This window comes from Streptomyces xylophagus (assembly GCF_000716435.1).
Lineage (GTDB): Bacteria > Actinomycetota > Actinomycetes > Streptomycetales > Streptomycetaceae > Streptomyces > Streptomyces xylophagus.
The window spans coordinates 1-16073 of sequence record NZ_JNWO01000028.1; the positions used below are offsets into that span (position 1 = coordinate 1).

At 70.5% G+C, this 16073-nt stretch carries 15 protein-coding genes; 6 read left to right on the forward strand and 9 right to left on the reverse strand.

Annotation, left to right across the window (positions count from 1 at the left end; genetic code table 11):
• Together OO70_RS41470 and OO70_RS41475 are read right to left on the reverse strand one after the other, a co-directional pair.
• Positions 1–2002 (reverse strand): primosomal protein N' (locus OO70_RS41470; RefSeq protein WP_043683916.1); only part of this gene is annotated, 2002 nt, incomplete at its 3' end.
• A gap of 61 nt (positions 2003–2063) precedes the next feature.
• Positions 2064–2594, reverse strand: coding sequence for a TetR/AcrR family transcriptional regulator (locus OO70_RS41475; RefSeq protein WP_043683918.1), 531 nt, complete (start codon positions 2592–2594; stop codon positions 2064–2066).
• A gap of 77 nt (positions 2595–2671) precedes the next feature.
• On the opposite strand from OO70_RS41475, the gene OO70_RS41480 reads away from it, so the two are divergent.
• From OO70_RS41480 to OO70_RS54120, 6 genes are all read left to right on the forward strand, one after another.
• Complete coding sequence (locus OO70_RS41480) at positions 2672–3586, forward strand: ABC transporter ATP-binding protein (RefSeq protein ID WP_043683920.1); 915 nt, start codon at positions 2672–2674, stop codon at positions 3584–3586.
• On the forward strand, positions 3576–4328 hold the full coding sequence (locus tag OO70_RS41485) for an ABC transporter permease (RefSeq protein ID WP_043683922.1): 753 nt from the start codon (positions 3576–3578) through the stop codon (positions 4326–4328). Before OO70_RS41480 ends, OO70_RS41485 begins: the two co-directional genes overlap by 11 nt.
• A 201-nt stretch (positions 4329–4529) precedes the next feature.
• On the forward strand, positions 4530–5819 hold the full coding sequence (locus tag OO70_RS41490) for a helix-turn-helix domain-containing protein (protein WP_043683924.1): 1290 nt from the start codon (positions 4530–4532) through the stop codon (positions 5817–5819).
• A 13-nt stretch (positions 5820–5832) separates the two neighbouring features.
• Positions 5833–6585 carry a TIR domain-containing protein gene (locus OO70_RS41495; RefSeq protein WP_043683926.1) on the forward strand — a complete coding sequence of 251 codons (753 nt, stop codon included), beginning with the start codon at positions 5833–5835 and terminating at the stop codon, positions 6583–6585.
• Positions 6582–8534: a hypothetical protein gene (locus OO70_RS41500; RefSeq protein ID WP_051742096.1), complete on the forward strand. Its 1953-nt coding sequence runs from the start codon at positions 6582–6584 to the stop codon at positions 8532–8534. The genes OO70_RS41495 and OO70_RS41500 overlap by 4 nt, the downstream gene beginning before the upstream one ends.
• 47 nt (positions 8535–8581) lie before the next feature.
• On the forward strand, positions 8582–9667 hold the full coding sequence (locus OO70_RS54120) for a hypothetical protein (RefSeq protein WP_051742098.1): 1086 nt from the start codon (positions 8582–8584) through the stop codon (positions 9665–9667).
• 60 nt (positions 9668–9727) lie between these two features.
• Here the strand turns inward: OO70_RS54120 and metK are convergent, their stop codons facing one another.
• The 7 genes from metK to OO70_RS41540 form a co-directional block, all read right to left on the reverse strand.
• Complete coding sequence (gene metK / locus OO70_RS41510; protein WP_043683928.1) at positions 9728–10936, reverse strand: methionine adenosyltransferase; 1209 nt, start codon at positions 10934–10936, stop codon at positions 9728–9730.
• A gap of 239 nt (positions 10937–11175) precedes the next feature.
• Positions 11176–12378: a bifunctional phosphopantothenoylcysteine decarboxylase/phosphopantothenate--cysteine ligase CoaBC gene (gene coaBC, locus OO70_RS41515; protein ID WP_043683929.1), complete on the reverse strand. Its 1203-nt coding sequence runs from the start codon at positions 12376–12378 to the stop codon at positions 11176–11178.
• Positions 12379–12499: 121 nt separating this feature from the next.
• Positions 12500–12772: a DNA-directed RNA polymerase subunit omega gene (gene rpoZ, locus OO70_RS41520; RefSeq protein WP_019059732.1), complete on the reverse strand. Its 273-nt coding sequence runs from the start codon at positions 12770–12772 to the stop codon at positions 12500–12502.
• A gap of 40 nt (positions 12773–12812) precedes the next feature.
• A complete protein-coding gene (gene gmk, locus OO70_RS41525; protein ID WP_078651760.1) occupies positions 12813–13406 on the reverse strand; it encodes a guanylate kinase in 594 nt (197 codons plus the stop codon).
• A 59-nt stretch (positions 13407–13465) separates the two neighbouring features.
• Positions 13466–13789: an integration host factor gene (locus OO70_RS41530; RefSeq protein ID WP_019059734.1), complete on the reverse strand. Its 324-nt coding sequence runs from the start codon at positions 13787–13789 to the stop codon at positions 13466–13468.
• Positions 13790–14078: 289 nt separating this feature from the next.
• On the reverse strand, positions 14079–14924 hold the full coding sequence (gene pyrF / locus OO70_RS41535; RefSeq protein WP_043683937.1) for an orotidine-5'-phosphate decarboxylase: 846 nt from the start codon (positions 14922–14924) through the stop codon (positions 14079–14081).
• Complete coding sequence (locus OO70_RS41540) at positions 14921–16030, reverse strand: quinone-dependent dihydroorotate dehydrogenase (protein WP_043683939.1); 1110 nt, start codon at positions 16028–16030, stop codon at positions 14921–14923. Before OO70_RS41540 ends, pyrF begins: the two co-directional genes overlap by 4 nt.
• Between the last annotated feature and the right edge of the window lie 43 nt (positions 16031–16073).

Genomic DNA, 16073 nt, shown 5'->3' on the forward strand with positions numbered 1-16073 from the left:
CCCCCACCGGCGGCCCCCCCACCCGCCGAGGCCCCCCCGCCAAAGCAACAGGCACCGGCACAGGCCCCAACACCTCAGCATCAGAAGGCAGTTCAACGGCCGCAAGAAACTCCGCGACCGCCTCCGCAACCCCCGCCACCGCAGCCATCCGAGAAACCGGCGGAAACCCCAACTCCGCCCGCTCCGCAAGCTCCCGCACCGCATGCCCCACGGGATCCCACCGCACAAGCGCCTGCACAGGCCGCAAGGTGGGCTCAGCCACGACAACCACCGTCCCCCCACCCCCCTGCGGCCGTACCAACGAACTCGCCGCGATCCACCGCCGCAACGCATCCTCCCCGGCCCGCAGATCAGGCCGTCCGAGCATCGCCCACCCGTCCAGCAGCAACGCCGCCGCATACCCGCCCTCGGCAACGGGCTCGGCCCCCGGCGTACTCACGACCAGCGCGGGAGTCCCCGGCACCGTATCGAGCACCTGCTCCCGCCCGGACGTCCGCACCGGCACCGCGGGAAACGCCCGCCCCAACTCCTCGGCGGTCCGCCGCGCCCCCACCACCTGAGCCCGCAGCCGGAACCCACCGCACTCGGGACAGTGCCAGGAGTTCTCCTCGACCCCGCACCACCCACACCGCAGCCCGCCCGCGTCCTGCCCCTCCAACGGCCCGGCACAGTGCCGACACCGCGCGGCAGCCCGGCACTGGGCACAGGCCATCCGCGGCACATACCCCCGCCGAGGCACCTGCACCAGCACGGGCCCGTGCTTCAGCCCCTCCCGCACGGCCTGCCAGGCCAGCGTCGGCAACCGGGCGGCCCGAGCGGCCTCGTCCCGCGCCAAGTCCCCGTCCCCCACGGTCCGTACGAGCGGAGCGGCCCCCCGCACCTGCTCGCGCGACGCGACCAACGGCCGCGCCCACCCGCTCTCCACGAGCTGCGCGGCCTCCACCGTGCAACTCCAACTCCCCAGCAGAAACCCGCACTTGTCCAGCGCGGCCCGCAACAGCAACACCTCCCGCGCATGCGGCTGCGGCGCGTGCTGCTCACTGTGACTGTCGTCCCCGTCGTCCCAGATCACGACGAGCCCGAGGTTCTGCACCGGCGCGAACATCGCGGCCCGCGTCCCGACGACCGCGCGCACGGACCCCCGCCGTACGGCAAGCCACTGCCGATACCGCTTCTCGGGCCCGGCGTCGGCGGTGAGCAGCGCATGCCGCCCCTCACCCAGCAGCGCCGTCAACGCGGCGTCGACCCGCCCGGCAGCCCGCCCGTCCGGTACGACGACGAGCGCCCCGCGCCCGGAGGCGAGCGTCGCGGCGACGGCCCGCGCGATCTCCTCGCTCCACTCGGGCCCCGGCAGCGCGTTCCACACCGCCCGCGGCGCACCCCCCGAAGCCAGCGCCTCCAGGAACCCGGCCCCCCGTTCGTACCGCGCCCAGGAACCCGCATCGGGCGCCCCCGGCGGTGGCAGTGGCGCGGGCGACGGCTTCTGCTCGGCCCGCGCGCTGCGTGGCGGCACGGCCAGTTGCAGCACATCGGCGAGACTCCCCGCGTACCGGTCGGCAACAGCCCTCGCGAGCCCGAGCAGCTCCGCGCTCAGCACCGGCTCCGGCGACACGACCTGCGCCAGCGCGGCGAGCGGCCCGGAGTAGTCCGACTCGGCCAGCCGCTCGACGAGGAATCCGTCGATCAGCCCCCCGCCCTCGCGCCGACCGTCCCGCACCCGGTGCCGCCCGGCCCCGAACCGCACCCGCACCCGCACCCCGGGCTGCGCGTCGGCGTCGAGTTCCTCGGGCACGGCGTAGTCGAAGTACCGGTCGAGATGCAACACACCCTTGTCGACCAGCACCCGCGCGACCGGCAACTCCCCGGCCAGGGCGGCCCCGCGCCACGTCCGCGGCTTGGCCTTCGGCCCCTTCGCCTGCCGCACACTCTCCCGGATCAGCGCAAGCTGCTCGGGCGGCGCACCCTCCGCACCGCCGCCCCGTTCCCCGTTCTCGCTGCTCACGCCTGCATTCTTACCAAACGCGACTGACAACGGCCGCCGACCGCTGTACGCACCCGGTCTTCTAGCCCTCGGCGAGGAGCCGGACGATGAGCTCTTCCGCGCAGGCCATGTCCTCGTCCGGGTCACTGTCACGGAACCGTCCCCCCGCCTCGGAGGCGGCGAATCCGAGCATGAACGTCGACAGCAACCGCTCGGCCCGCGGAATCCGCTCCTCCTGGAGACCGGCGGCGCGCAGAGCGTCGTAGACCGCGTTGCGCGGCCCGACGGCCTCCGGGGTGACCGCGGGACGTTGGAAGAGGAGCAGGAACAGGTCGGGGTGGCGCCGGGCGGTGGCCCTCATGCTGCGGGCGAGCAGGCGCAGTTGATCTCGCCAGTCGAGTCCGGGACCGGGCACGTCGATCTCGAGCAGCAGCCGTTCCACGAGGCCGTCGAGGAGTCCCTGCTTGTCGCCGACATGGCGGTAGAGCGTCATCGGGTTCACATCGAGTTCCTGTGCGACGGCCCGCATCGTGACCGCCGACAGTCCCTTCCGGGTCGCCAACTCCCATGTCACATCCAGCACTTGATCACGACTGATCCGCCGTGGCGTCACTTGACATCCTCCCTCGAAGCTACGTATACACAGTATACGTATACGCTGTATATATCGAGGGAATCGAGGGAGTGGCCATGCTGACAGTCAGTGGCCTGCGCAAACGATGGGGCCCTGTCCAGGCCCTCAACGGCTTCGACCTGCACATCGAGCCCGGCGAGATCTGCGGCCTGATCGGCCACAACGGCGCGGGCAAGACCACCTTCGCCCGCACGGTCGCCGGCCTGGAACGCCCCGACGCGGGTTCGGTCCTCGTAGCGGGGGTGGATCTCGCCACGGCCCCACGTTCCGCACGCGCCCTGATCGGACTGGCACCCCAGGAGCTGGCCCTCTACCCGACCGCCACCCTGCGCCAGAACCTGCGCCTCTTCGGCGGCCTCGCCGGCCTCCGCGGGACTCAACTCCGCACCGAACTGGCCGCCGTAGCGGAGGAGTTGATCCTCACCGACGTACTCGACCGACCGATCGCGACACTCTCCGGCGGCCAGCAGCGCCGCGCCCAGGCAGCCACGGTCCTCCTCCCCCGCCCCCGCGTCCTGCTGCTCGACGAACCCACCGTCGGGGCCGACCCCACCACCCGCGAGGCGTTGCTACGACTCGTCAGGACCCGCGCCGACGAAGGTGCGGCGATCTGCTACACCACGCACTACCTACCGGAGTTGGAGCACCTGGACGCCACGCTCGCGGTCGCGGCGTCCGGCCGTGTGATCGCCCGCGGACACCGCGCCGACCTCCTGGACGGCCTGCCCGGCGAGGTCGCCGTGACGTTCAACGGCCCCGTACCTGAGCACCTGAGCCGGCCCTCAACTGCCCCTGGGGAACTGCGTTTCAGCACCGTGGACCCGGCGCGGGAACTGGCCCAACTGCTACGGGACCTGGGCCCCGACACCACCCGGGTCCGTTCGGCCACGATCCGCGAACCCTCACTGGACGACCTCTACCGCAGCCTGGCCACCCACCAACTCCCCACGGGAGCACACGATGCGGCCTGAACTCGCGTCAACTCCGGCCCGCCGCACCTGGGTCATGACCCGCCACACCCTCGTCCTGCTCATCCGGGACCCGGGAACCCCCGTCGCCTACACCGTCATGTCCCTGGTACTCCTGACCGTGCTCCGCCCGGTGTACGACCGCCTGGCCACCTCCGGCCCACCGGGCATCGTGCAGGCCGCTCCGGGCATCGCGGTGATGTTCACCCTGCTCGCCCTGGACGTGGCCGGCCAACTCCTGCTCTCCGAACGCACCTGGCGCACCTGGGACCGCCTGCGCTCCGGCCCGGCGTCCCCGTCGACGATCCTGGCCGGCAAAGCCCTCCCCCTGATCGCGCTGTTCCTGACCCAGCAGGCCGTACTGTTCCTCGTCGCGACGGCGGCCTTCGGCTTCCCCCTCGCCGCCGGCACCTGGCGCGTCCCCCTGCTGGCCCTCCTCTGGGCGGCCTGCGTCACCTCCTGCGGCCTGGCTCTCGGCGTCCACGCCCGCAGTCAGGGCCAGTTGGCCGCCGCCTCCGACATCGGCGCCCTCACGATCACCTGCCTCAGCGGCTGCCTGGTCCCCCTCGCCGTCCTCCCCCACTGGGTCTCCACGGTGGCCCCCGCGACCCCGGGCTACTGGGCCCTGCACGGCTTCCAGGCAGCCGTCACCGGCAACACCCACGCCTACGCACACGCGGCGGCGGTCATCGCGGCCATCACAGCGGCGGCACTCCTCGTCTCGGCCCGCGGCATCCGCCGCTGACTCACCGGGAACAGAGCCCGCCAGCCGCCGACTTGGGACCACCTCTGGCCGAAACCGCTTACTCGACAAGGGAGTTCACCTCGGCTTCGCTCCGGATGAGGAAACGGGAAACGCCCGTTTCGCCTTGTTCGGCCCAGCCGGCTGCCCCACGCTGAATCGCGGCGCTCATCGGCTGTCGGCCGAGGAGCGACGGAGGTCGAAGTGCTGGAGCAGTCGCACGACTTCGGGCCGGAACTGCGCAGGAGGCGTCTCGCCGCCCGGCTCTCTCTGCACCAACTGGGACAGCGCGTGCACTACAGCAAGAGCCAACTGAGCAAGGTGGAACGGGGAATCAAGCGTCCGACGCCCGAACTGGCCCGCCTGTGCGACACCGAACTGGGTGCCGACGGCGCGCTCAGCCGGCTCGTGCCCGTCCGGCCCCCCGAACCACCTCTGCCCGCCCCCGGAAACGACGACGAGGTGTGGCTGATGCACCTGCGCAAGGTCGGTTCGAGTTCCTTCCAACCCGTGACCCGCCGCGGGCTCATCACCGCCGGCGCCGCCTCGGTGCTGACCCTGCACACGGGCGATCCGTGCTCGCTCCCCCTTGAGGGGGCCGAGACCTTCGCGGACGCCTCACGGATGCTGTTCGACCAGTTCCGGCGGCTCGGCCAGACGTCGGGCCCCGCGAGTGTGCTGCCGCCGCTCATCGCCCAGACCCACAGCCTGGAACAGCTCGCCGCGCGCTGCGGCCCGCGCGGGCGGCGAACCCTGCTGCTCCTCGCCTCCCGCTATGCCGAGTACGCGGGCTGGATGGCCCAGGAGTGCGGCGACGACACGGCCGCGATCTGGTGGACGGACCGCGCCGTGCACCTCGCGGCAGCCGGTGCGGACACCGGGCTGGCCACCTACGCACAGGTCCGCCGCTCCCTGATCAGCCTGTACCGCGGGGACATCGCCGAAGCCGTACAGCTGGCCGCCCACGCCCTGGAGAGCGACGCGCCCGCCCGCATCCGGGGCCTGGCCGCCCAGCACCTGGCCCAGGGTGCCGCCGCCGACGGCGACCACAGCACCTGCATGGCCAGCCTCGACCGCGCCCGCCGACTGCTCGAACAGGACGCCGCCGATCCCGCCGAACCGGTCCTCGGCGCCTCCCATGTCCCCGACGTGGTCTCGATGTTCACCGGCTGGTGCCTGTACGACCTGGGCCGCCCGAAGCAGGCGGCCGCCCTGCTGGACCAGGAGACCGCCCGCATCCCGGAGCACGCCTTCCGGACCCGGGCCCGGTACGGCGTCCGGCGCGCGCTGGCCCACGCGGCGGCGGGAGACATCGACCACGCCTGCCGTATCGCCGGCGAGGCCCTGCCGTCGGTACGGCTCACCCACTCCGCCACGGTCTCCGCCGACCTGCGCCGCCTCGGCCACACGCTCGGCAGACACTCCCGCAACGCCTCCGTACGAGCGCTGATCCCGGACCTGTCCGGCGCGCTGACCCACTCCACCGCCTTCTAGAGGGGATACGGCCATGCACGAGATCTTCGTCAACTACCGCACCAAGAGCGGCAAGGAGGTCGCCTACTCCTGCGACCGCGCGCTGTCGGCCAGGTTCGGCCCCGACAGCGTGTTCCTCGCCCGGAAGTCGATCGATCCCGGCAACAACTACATCGACGTACTTGTCCGGGCCGCCCGCCGCAGTCATGTGCTGCTCGCGCTCGTCGACGAGGAGTGGATCGACGCACCCGACCGGAACAGGCCCGGCAGGCGTGCGCTGGACAACCCTCAGGACTGGGTCCGGCGGGAGTTGGAGGAGGCGCTGGCAGCGGGGGTGCTGATCGTGCCGCTGTTCCTCGGCCGCAGGGTGGAGCAACTCGATCCCCGACGGCTGCCCAGGTCGATCGCGGAGATCGCGGAATGCCAGTACACCCGGGTGGATCAGCACAGCCTGGAGGCCGATCTCACCCGGCTCGGCGACCGGCTCGTACGTCTCGTACCGGCCCTCGCCGCACTGGACCGCGCCACGCCGACCGATGAACCCGCCTCCGCCGAGCCGGACTTCACCGTCCGCAACGACCACCAGAGCGGCGGCATCGGCCAGGTCAGCGGCACCGTAGGAACGTATGTGCACGACGCCCACGGTCCGCTCAACACGGGCGACGGCGATCAGTTCAACGGGACGCAGATCAACGGCGACGGCACGAACCACATCGCCGGGGACAACCAGGGCGGGATACGCCAGGGGTTCGGCACGCGGACGCCCCGTGGGGGCGAGGAACGGTGAACGAGACCTTCGGTTCGTACGTCCACGAGGCCCACGGGTCCGTCAACAGCGGTGACGGACCCCAGTTCAACTTCTACTACGCCGCCGAGGCCCGGCTGCGCGAGCAGGCGAGCAGGCGTCCTCGTGCCGTAGCGAAGGAGGACCGCGAACAGCTCGCCGCGCGATTCGTGCCGCCGCGCGGTATGCAGCTCGCGCGTGACCGGCTGTCGGAGCGGAACACGGTTCTGCTCGACGGACTGCCGGGCCACGGCCGGCGTGCCGCCGCGATCATGCTGCTGCACGAACTGTCCGACACCCGCGGCAGCCTGCACGAACTGCCGGACACCTCCGACGACATGAGCGACGACACGGCCGCGTCGCCGCTCGACATCCGGGACATCGGTGCGGGCGACCGGCTGCTGCTGGACCTATCGGAGGCGGAGGAGTCCCGGTACCTCGCCATCCAGAACACGCTCTCCGACTTCCGCGAGAACCTGGTCCGACGCGGCGCCCATCTCGCCGTGGTACTCCCCCACCACCTCGGCTATCTGCTCCGGGGCGAACTGAAACGCCTCACCGTGGAGATCGGCCGCCCTTCGGCGCACCGGGTGCTCGTCCGTCATCTCCGGCACGACGGCATCGATCCACCGCAGTCCGACCTCGCCGGCAGCGAGCTCCTCGGCTACCTGACCCAGGCCCCGATGCGTGAAGTGGCCGGCCTCGCCGACCGGATCCGGCGCTGCCGGGACATCTCGCCGGCCGACCGGGGTTTCTCCGACTGGCTCGCCGAGTCACTGATCGACCAGCACGACCAGAGCGCCCGGGTCGCGGCGGATCTCTCGGCCCAGCAGGACGGCCGGCACCGAGCGCTGCTGCTGTCCCTGGCCCTGTTCCACGGGGCCGGTCCGGGGGCGGTGCTCCAGGGCGCGAACGCCCTGCTGCGCGTGCTCAGTCATCCACCGGACCCCACTCCCCGGCTCGACCGGGCCGACCTGCACGCCGAACTCGCCGACATAGGCGCCGAGACACGGACCGACGGCCGCGTCCGGTTCCGCATCGCCGGCTACGACCAGGCCGTACGGGACCACTTCTGGACCTTCCTGCCGGACATCCGCAGACAGCTGCGCGACTGGTTCGACGAGTGCCTGGTCCAGTCCTCCCTCCTGCCGTCCGACCGCAAGGAAGCCGTCGCGAGATTCGCCGCCCAGAGCCTGCGCACCGCCCGTCCCGAGGATCTCTCCTGGCTGGCGCATCGGTGGACGTCGGACAGGGCACCGGCGCATCTCGTCCCCGACGCGGCCCAGGTACTGGCATGCGGGCTGGAGGACGAGCGGTACGGCCGTCTCTTCCGGCAGCACATCTACGACTGGAGCACGTCGACGGAGACGGGCCCCGGGTTCCGGCAGGTACTCGTCGTGGTCTGCTCCACGACCATGGCCCGCTCGCATCCCGACCAGGCCCTCGTCCGGCTGCACCATCTGGCGCGGCGCACGAGCGGCGTCGTAGGGGCGAAGGCCCGCCGCGCGCTGCTGGACCTGGCGCGGTCGGACCACCGGCTGTACCGACGCATGCTGGACCGGCTCGCTGCCGGGATCGCCCAGGGCCAGTGGGAAGAGGACCGCGCCCTCTTCCTCGAACTCGCCGACCCCGTGCGGCTCGTGGGGTATCGAAGCGTCCGCGAGTCGCTGATCAACTGCTGGAACGGCGTGCTACGGCGTCCCGTCGCATCCTGGACGGCGCCCCTGGCCCGCTGGCTGACCGCGAGCGAGGACGTCCGCCATCGCGACCTGGTGCTCAGGGTGCTGTCCGCCGCCTGCGACGCGGACGTCCGGATCTCCGGGTGCCTCTACGGCGCCGCCCGGCACTGGCTGCACGCCGATCCGAGCGCCTCACGCGCGGAGACCGTCGCCGTCCTGCTGCGGAAGATCGACACCGCCCAGGGCATCGAGTCCTACCCACTCGCCGTCTGAGCGCGAGCCGTCATCGGGGGCCTTCCATGAGTTCTGGACACAAGGCAATGACGCTTTTCCTCACGGTCATCCTCGGCCTGCTCCTCGTCATCCTCGGCCTGTGCGCGGACTGGCCGCTGTGGGCCTGGGCCGCGTCCGCCGCGCTGCTGACGGTCGTCGGAGTGGTGACGAACCGATTCCTCACACCGAAGCCCGAGGCGTTCCCACGGGATCTGCTTCCGGAGCCGGATCTCCCGCTGCCGGAATCCGCACGACAGGAGCAGCGGGTGGCCCATGTGGCACTGCCCAGTTCAGTCGCCGACTACGACTTCTCCTTCTCTGCCACGGTGCGTTGGCTCGTGCTGGACGCCCCTTCGGACGCGCCCTACATCAGCCCCGCGGGCCTGGCGATCGACGCCGTACTCCAGCGTGCCCGCGTGGTGACGGCCCAACAGCCGCCCCACCGCAGCGCGTTCGCCCAGCATCAGCTCGACGGCTCCCTGGCGACCATGCGCGTGGAGTCCACCGGCCGGATCATGGCGATGGCCTTCGACGTCTCGCTCAGCCTTCCGGAGCACGACCGTGAACGGCTCGCCAAGCTCTCCGACGTACGCAAGGACGAGGACGTCTGGGAGCACGAGCGCAACTACGAGCGCAGCAAGCGGGCTTATCTCGGTGACGACGTGCTCAAGGACACGGGCAGCGCCGTGGTGTGGTGGCTCTCCCACAACGAGAAGGAGGTGGAGGGTGCGGTCGACCGGATCGGTCTCCTCGCTCAGCTCTCCGCCGCTGCCAAGAACGAGCCGGTCGCGCCACCGTTCGACCACTTGGTGTCCCCGCCGAGATCCGTCTTCGCGGACGGCACCCCGGACGGCCACGAATCGGCCGACTGGCAGCAGCCGTACGACATGGGGGACGCGTCGGCGTCCGACAACGGCTCGGGCGACGGTCTGTCCGTCGACTCGCTGCTGGAGTGGTTCGGTTTCTCCGTCACCGATCCGGATGTCGACCTGTTCACAGAACGCCTGATCCACCTCGCGTCGGTGCACGGCAAGACAGGTGCCGTCGACGAGATCAGGCGCCGCTTCGGCTACGACCCGGAGGAGCCGCCGGACGACTCGGCCCCGTCCCCGGGTGACGAACCCGCGCCCTGACGAAACGGCGAGGCCCGGCTCCCCCACAGGGAAACCGGGCCTCGCAACGGCAATCGCGGGTTACAGCCCCGCGGCCTTCCGCAGCGCGTCCACGCGGTCGGTGCGCTCCCACGTGAAGTCGGGGATCTCGCGGCCGAAGTGGCCGTAGGCCGCGGTCTGGGCGTAGATCGGGCGGAGCAGGTCGAGGTCGCGGATGATGGCGGCCGGGCGGAGGTCGAAGACCTCGTCGATCGCCTTCTCGATCCGGTCCGTGTCGACCTTGGCGGTGCCGAAGGTCTCGACGAACAGGCCCACGGGCTCGGCCTTGCCGATCGCGTACGCGACCTGGACCTCGCAGCGCGAGGCGAGACCCGCGGCCACGACGTTCTTCGCGACCCAGCGCATGGCGTAGGCGGCGGAGCGGTCGACCTTGGACGGGTCCTTGCCCGAGAAGGCGCCGCCGCCGTGACGGGCCATGCCGCCGTACGTGTCGATGATGATCTTGCGGCCGGTCAGGCCGGCGTCGCCCATCGGGCCGCCGATCTCGAAGCGGCCGGTCGGGTTGACCAGGAGGCGGTAGCCGTCGGTGTCGAGCTTGATGCCGTCCTCGACCAGTGCCTTCAGCTCGGCCTCCACCACGAACTCGCGGATGTCGGGGGCCAGCAGCGACTCCAGGTCGATGTCCGACGCGTGCTGCGAGGAGACGACCACGGTGTCGAGGCGGACGGCCTTGTCGCCGTCGTACTCGATGGTGACCTGGGTCTTGCCGTCGGGGCGCAGGTACGGGATGGTCCCGTTCTTGCGGACCTCGGAGAGGCGCTTGGCGAGGCGGTGCGCCAGGAAGATCGGGAGCGGCATCAGCGTCGGCGTCTCGTCCGTCGCGTAGCCGAACATCAGGCCCTGGTCGCCCGCGCCCTGCTTGTCGAGCTCGTCTTCGTCGCCCTCGACACGGTTCTCGTACGCCGTGTCGACACCCTGCGCGATGTCCGGGGACTGCGCGCCGATGGACACCGAGACGCCACAGGAGGCGCCGTCGAAGCCCTTCTTGGAGGAGTCGTAGCCGATCTCCAGGATCTTGTCCCGGACGAGCTGCGCGATGGGCGCGTAGGTCTTGGTGGTGACCTCGCCGGCCACGTGCACCAGGCCGGTCGTGATCAGCGTCTCGACGGCGACCCGGGACGTCGGGTCCTCCCGCAGAAGCGCGTCGAGAATGGTGTCGCTGATCTGGTCAGCGATCTTGTCGGGGTGACCTTCGGTCACGGACTCCGAGGTGAAAAGGCGACGGGACACAACGCTCCCTGAGGTTGCAGCGGCTGCTGGCTGATCATTGGCGGACGGGACGGGAGCTGCGCCCGACGTCGTCCGAGAACAGTTTATCGGTCGCGGTCGGCAGACGGTCCCCCTGTCTCGTCTCTCGGGAAACCCTGTGACCTGCGGCACGCGCATTTTGCCGAATGCCGAGTGCCGTTGGCCAGAGCCGCCACGCACCAATGTGGGGTTTCGGCGAACTGACAAATGGCTGAAACAAATCAGGCCAGACGGTGTGCCACCAGGTCCCACACCGTATCGGCCAGGGCTTCCTTAGGGCCGTGCGGTACGGCGGTCTCGCTGCCGTCGGCACCCAGCACGACCGCCTCGTTCTCCTCGGAACCGAACGTCTTGCGCTCCCCCACCTCGTTCACCACCAGCAGATCGCAGCCCTTGCGGGCCAGCTTCTTGCGGCCGTTGGCGAGGACGTCGTCCGTCTCGGCGGCGAATCCGACGACCACCTGTCCGGGACGGGCCCGGTCGGCGGAGATCTCCGCGAGGATGTCCGGATTCCGCAGCAGGACGATGGGGTCGGGGTCCTTGTCGTCCTTCTTCTTGATCTTCCCGGCCGCGTACTCGGCCGGTCGGAAGTCCGCGACCGCCGCGGCCATGACGACGGCGTCCGCGTCCGCGGCGGCCTTGAGCACCGCTTCCCGCAGCTGTACGGCGGTCCCGACCGGGACGACGTCCACGCCGGCCGGGTCCGGCAGTCCCGTGTTCGCCGCGATCAGCGTGACCCGGGCGCCCCGGGCGGCGGCCGTGCGCGCGAGGGCGTAGCCCTGCTTGCCGGAGGAGCGATTGCCGAGGAAGCGGACCGGGTCGAGGGGCTCGCGGGTGCCGCCGGCGCTGACGACGACGTGCCGGCCCTTGAGGTCGGGTTCGGTGACGCCCCGCGCGAGCACCCGGCGGCAGACCTCGAAGATCTCGGCGGGGTCGGGCAGTCGGCCCTTGCCGGTGTCGACGCCGGTCAGCCGGCCGACGGCCGGTTCGATCACCACGGCACCGCGGCGGCGCAGTGTCGCCACGTTCTCCTGGGTGGCCGGGTGCTCCCACATCTCGGTGTGCATGGCGGGCGCGAAGACGACCGGACAGCGTGCGGTGAGGAGGGTGTTGGTGAGGAGGTCGTCGGCGAGGCCGTGGGCCGCCTTCGCCAGCATGTCCGCCGTCGCCGGAGCCACGACCACCAGGTCGGCGCCCTGGCCGATGCGCACGTGCGGGACCTCGTGGACGTCGTCCCACACCTCGGTCGAGACGGGGTGTCCGGAGAGCGCGGACCAGGTGGCCGCGCCGACGAAGTGCAGGGCGGACGCGGTGGGGACGACACGGACGTCGTGGCCCGACTCCGTCAGTCTGCGCAGCAGTTCGCACGCCTTGTACGCGGCGATGCCACCACTGACTCCCAGAACGACCTTGGGCTTGTCCACCGTCTCTCCCCGAGTTCGGAAACGTGAATGCGACTCGTGCGACCCGTACGACTCCATGACACACCACAGGCCCGACAGTCGCTGCCGGGCCTGTGGATAAAGCTGCTAAAGCTGCTGCGTCTCAGGTCGCGGGGCCCTCGACGGCCTCGGAGGTGAGCAGACCCGCGTTGATCTCGCGCAGGGCGATGGAGAGCGGCTTCTCGTGGACGTGCGTGTCGACGAGCGGACCGACGTACTCGAGCAGGCCCTCGCCCAGCTGCGAGTAGTACGCGTTGATCTGACGGGCGCGCTTGGCGGCGTAGATCACGAGGCTGTACTTCGAGTCGGTGGCCTCGAGGAGCTCGTCGATCGGAGGGTTGATGATGCCCTCGGGAGCGGTGATGGAAGAGGACACGCTCTGCCTTCCGAAAGATGGGATGAGATCGGAAAAACGATCACACAACTTCCATCAAGGCTAGCAGCTCGCGCGCTACGTCCTCGACGGAGGTGTTGACCAGGGTCGCGTCGAACTCGGGCTCGGCCGCGAGCTCGACCTTGGCCGCGTCCAGACGGCGCTCGATCACCTCGGGCGGCTCGGTGCCCCGTCCGGTGAGCCTGCGCACCAGCTCCTCCCAGGAGGGAGGAGCCAGGAACACCGAGTGGGCCTCGGACATCGACTCGCGAACCTGACGGGCGCCCTGGAGGTCGATCTCCAGCAGGACCGGTACGCCGGACTCCAGGTGCTCGAGAACGGCGTCACGCGGCGTGCCGTAGCGGTTGCCGGCGAATTCGGCCCACTCCAGCAGCTCGCCGTTGGCGATCAGCTTGTCCATCTCCTCGTCGGAGACGAAGAAGTAGTGGACCCCGTGCTTCTCGCCGGGGCGGGGCCTACGGGTCGTCGCCGACACCGAGAGCCACACCTCGGGGTGTTCCTTGCGCATATGGGCGACGACCGTGCTCTTACCGACCCCAGAGGGGCCGGAGAGCACGGTCAGCCGCGGACGTACGTCCGGGGGCTCGGGGGTCGTCCCCCGGAATGTTGCAGCCATGCAGCGATTATTCCAGCAATCCCGGTGTGCCCGGGACTCCCGGTCCGGAGGGCCCGGACTCAGGAACCGGTGCTGCCGAACTCACGCTCCAGGGAAGCGATCTGGTTGGAGCCGAGGCCACGCACTCGGCGGCTCTCGGAGATGCCGAGTCGCTCCATGATCTGCTTGGCGCGGACCTTGCCCACGCCAGGCAGGGACTCAAGCAGCGCGGAGACCTTCATCTTGCCGATGACGTCGTTCTCCTGGCCCTGCTTGATGACGTCATGCAGGGAGGCGCCGGAGTGCTTGAGTCGATTCTTGACCTCGGCCCGCTCCCGGCGAGCCGCGGCGGCCTTTTCGAGCGCGGCTGCGCGCTGTTCAGGGGTAAGGGGCGGAAGAGCCACGCCTACGTCACCTCGGATGTCGAACTGTCGGATACGGACCGGTGAGGAACCTAGTCGCCCCACACCTGGGGAGCTACGAGCAACACGCTTGCCCGTTGACTCTGCTCGGAGACTAGCGGCCAAGGGCGCCAGAGTCAGCGAGAACAGAGGAAAAGTCCTGGTCAGCCTGCGCCAGGCCGGACATTTCCGACATAACGCCCCGGATTTGAGGATGTATTCAGACTCAAGTCGCTCCGGAGTCGCCCGTCGAGCCACTCATCGGAGGACTCGATCGACCCGTTCGAACACCTCAGACGGTCGCAAAGGCGACGCGGATCTCCTCCGCGAAGCGATCCGAGGCCGTCCGGAGCGCTCCCACATCGGGACCGTGACGTAGAACACTCCGGCTCACGTTCGGGACGACATTGCGCAGGACCGTCCCGAAGACCCCGGGAAGATCGGCCGGAGTGGCCCCCTGCGCGCCGATGCCGGGCGCGAGGATCGGACCGTTGACGGCGAGGTCGTACGACGACAGGTCGCCCAGGGTCGCGCCGACGACGGCACCGAAGGAGCCCAGCGGCTCCTCCCCCGCGTTCTCGGCCGCCAGGTGCGCCAGCATGGTCGCTCCGACGTTCCGGCCGTCCGCGCGGACCGCGTGCTGCACCTCGCCGCCCTCCGGGTTGGAGGTCAGCGCGAGCACGAAGAGCCCGGCGCCGCTCTCGCGGGCCAAGGCGATCGCCGGGGCGAGCGAGCCGTAGCCGAGATACGGCGAGACGGTCAGCGCGTCGGAGAACAGCGGGGAGTCCTTCCGGAGGAAGGACTCGGCGTACGCGGCCATGGTCGAGCCGATGTCGCCGCGCTTGGCGTCCATCACGACCAGCGCACCGGCCGCCCGCGCCTCCTCGACGGACTTCTCCAGGACGGCGATCCCGCGCGAGCCGAAGCGCTCGAAGAAGGCGCTCTGCGGCTTGAGGACGGCGACCCGGTCGGCCAGCGCCTCGACGACCGTGCGGCTGAACCGCTCCAGTCCGGCGACGTCGTCGTTCAGGCCCCACTCGGTGAGCAGCGAGGCGTGCGGGTCGATGCCGACGCAGAGCGGGCCGCGTTCGTCCATGGCCGTGCGGAGGCGGGCACCGAAGGGTTCGAGTGGGCTCATACCGGCTTCTTCCTTACGTCGGCGCCGACCGCGTCGGCGAGGGTGGCGTACGGGCTGGTGCGCAGGCGGGCGGCGAGGCCCTTGTGGAGGGCGCGGCCCCAGAAGGGACCTTCGTAGATGAAGGCGCTGTAGCCCTGCACGAGCGTGGCTCCGGCGATGATGCGCTGCCAGGCGTCCTCGGCGTTCTCGATGCCGCCGACGCCCACGAGGGTGATGCGGTCGCCCACGCGCGCGTAGAGGCGGCGCAGTACCTCCAGGGAGCGAGCCTTCAGCGGAGCCCCGGACAGTCCGCCGGTCTCCTTGACGAGGGAGGGTGCGGAGGTCAGACCGAGTCCCTCGCGCGCGATGGTCGTGTTGGTGGCGATGATGCCGTCCAGGCCGAGTTCCACGGCGAGGTCGGCGACGGCGTCCACGTCCTCGTCGGCGAGGTCCGGGGCGATCTTCACCAGCAGCGGGACACGGCGGTCGGTCACCGCGCGGTCGGCGGCCTCGCGGACCGCGGTCAGCAGTGGGCGCAGTGCCTCGGTCGCCTGGAGGTTGCGCAGCCCGGGCGTGTTGGGCGACGACACATTGACGACCAAGTAGTCGGCGTGCCGGGCGAGTCGCTCGGTCGACTTCACGTAGTCGCCGACGGCCTCCTCCTCCGGTACGACCTTGGTCTTGCCGATGTTGACGCCCACGACGGTCCGGAAGACCGCCTCACGGGCCGCCAGCCGGGCCGCCACGGCTGCGGAGCCCTCGTTGTTGAAGCCCATGCGGTTTATGAGCGCCCGGTCCGGTACGAGGCGGAACAGCCGCTTCTTGGGGTTGCCGGGCTGCGGCTCCCCCGTGACCGTGCCGATCTCGACGTGGTCGAAGCCGAGCATCGACATGCCGTCGATCGCGACGGCGTTCTTGTCGAAGCCGGCGGCGAGCCCGAACGGGCCGTGCATGCGCAGTCCGAAGGCCTCCGTCCGCAGTTCCTCGAACCGGGGCGCGAGGGCGGCGGCGACGAACGTGCGCAGTACGGGGATGCGGACGGCGAGCCGGATCCAGCGGAAGGCGAGGTGGTGGGCCTTCTCGGGGTCCATGTGCTTGAAGACGAGAGTGAAGAAGATCTTGTACATGGTGTCCTCATGAAGAGGGGGACACCGTTTCCGGTGTCCCCCT

What these genes read in the sequence shown, in the direction of transcription:
- OO70_RS41540 (WP_043683939.1), bottom strand. Translation starts at nt 16,030, where the DNA reads ATGTACAAGATCTTCTTCACTCTCGTCTTCAAGCACATGGACCCCGAG.
- OO70_RS41495 (WP_043683926.1), top strand. Translation starts at nt 5,833, where the DNA reads ATGCACGAGATCTTCGTCAACTACCGCACCAAGAGCGGCAAGGAGGTC.
- OO70_RS41480 (WP_043683920.1), top strand. Translation starts at nt 2,672, where the DNA reads ATGCTGACAGTCAGTGGCCTGCGCAAACGATGGGGCCCTGTCCAGGCC.
- OO70_RS41485 (WP_043683922.1), top strand. Translation starts at nt 3,576, where the DNA reads ATGCGGCCTGAACTCGCGTCAACTCCGGCCCGCCGCACCTGGGTCATG.
- gmk (WP_078651760.1), bottom strand. Translation starts at nt 13,406, where the DNA reads ATGGCTGCAACATTCCGGGGGACGACCCCCGAGCCCCCGGACGTACGT.
- OO70_RS54120 (WP_051742098.1), top strand. Translation starts at nt 8,582, where the DNA reads ATGACGCTTTTCCTCACGGTCATCCTCGGCCTGCTCCTCGTCATCCTC.
- pyrF (WP_043683937.1), bottom strand. Translation starts at nt 14,924, where the DNA reads ATGAGCCCACTCGAACCCTTCGGTGCCCGCCTCCGCACGGCCATGGAC.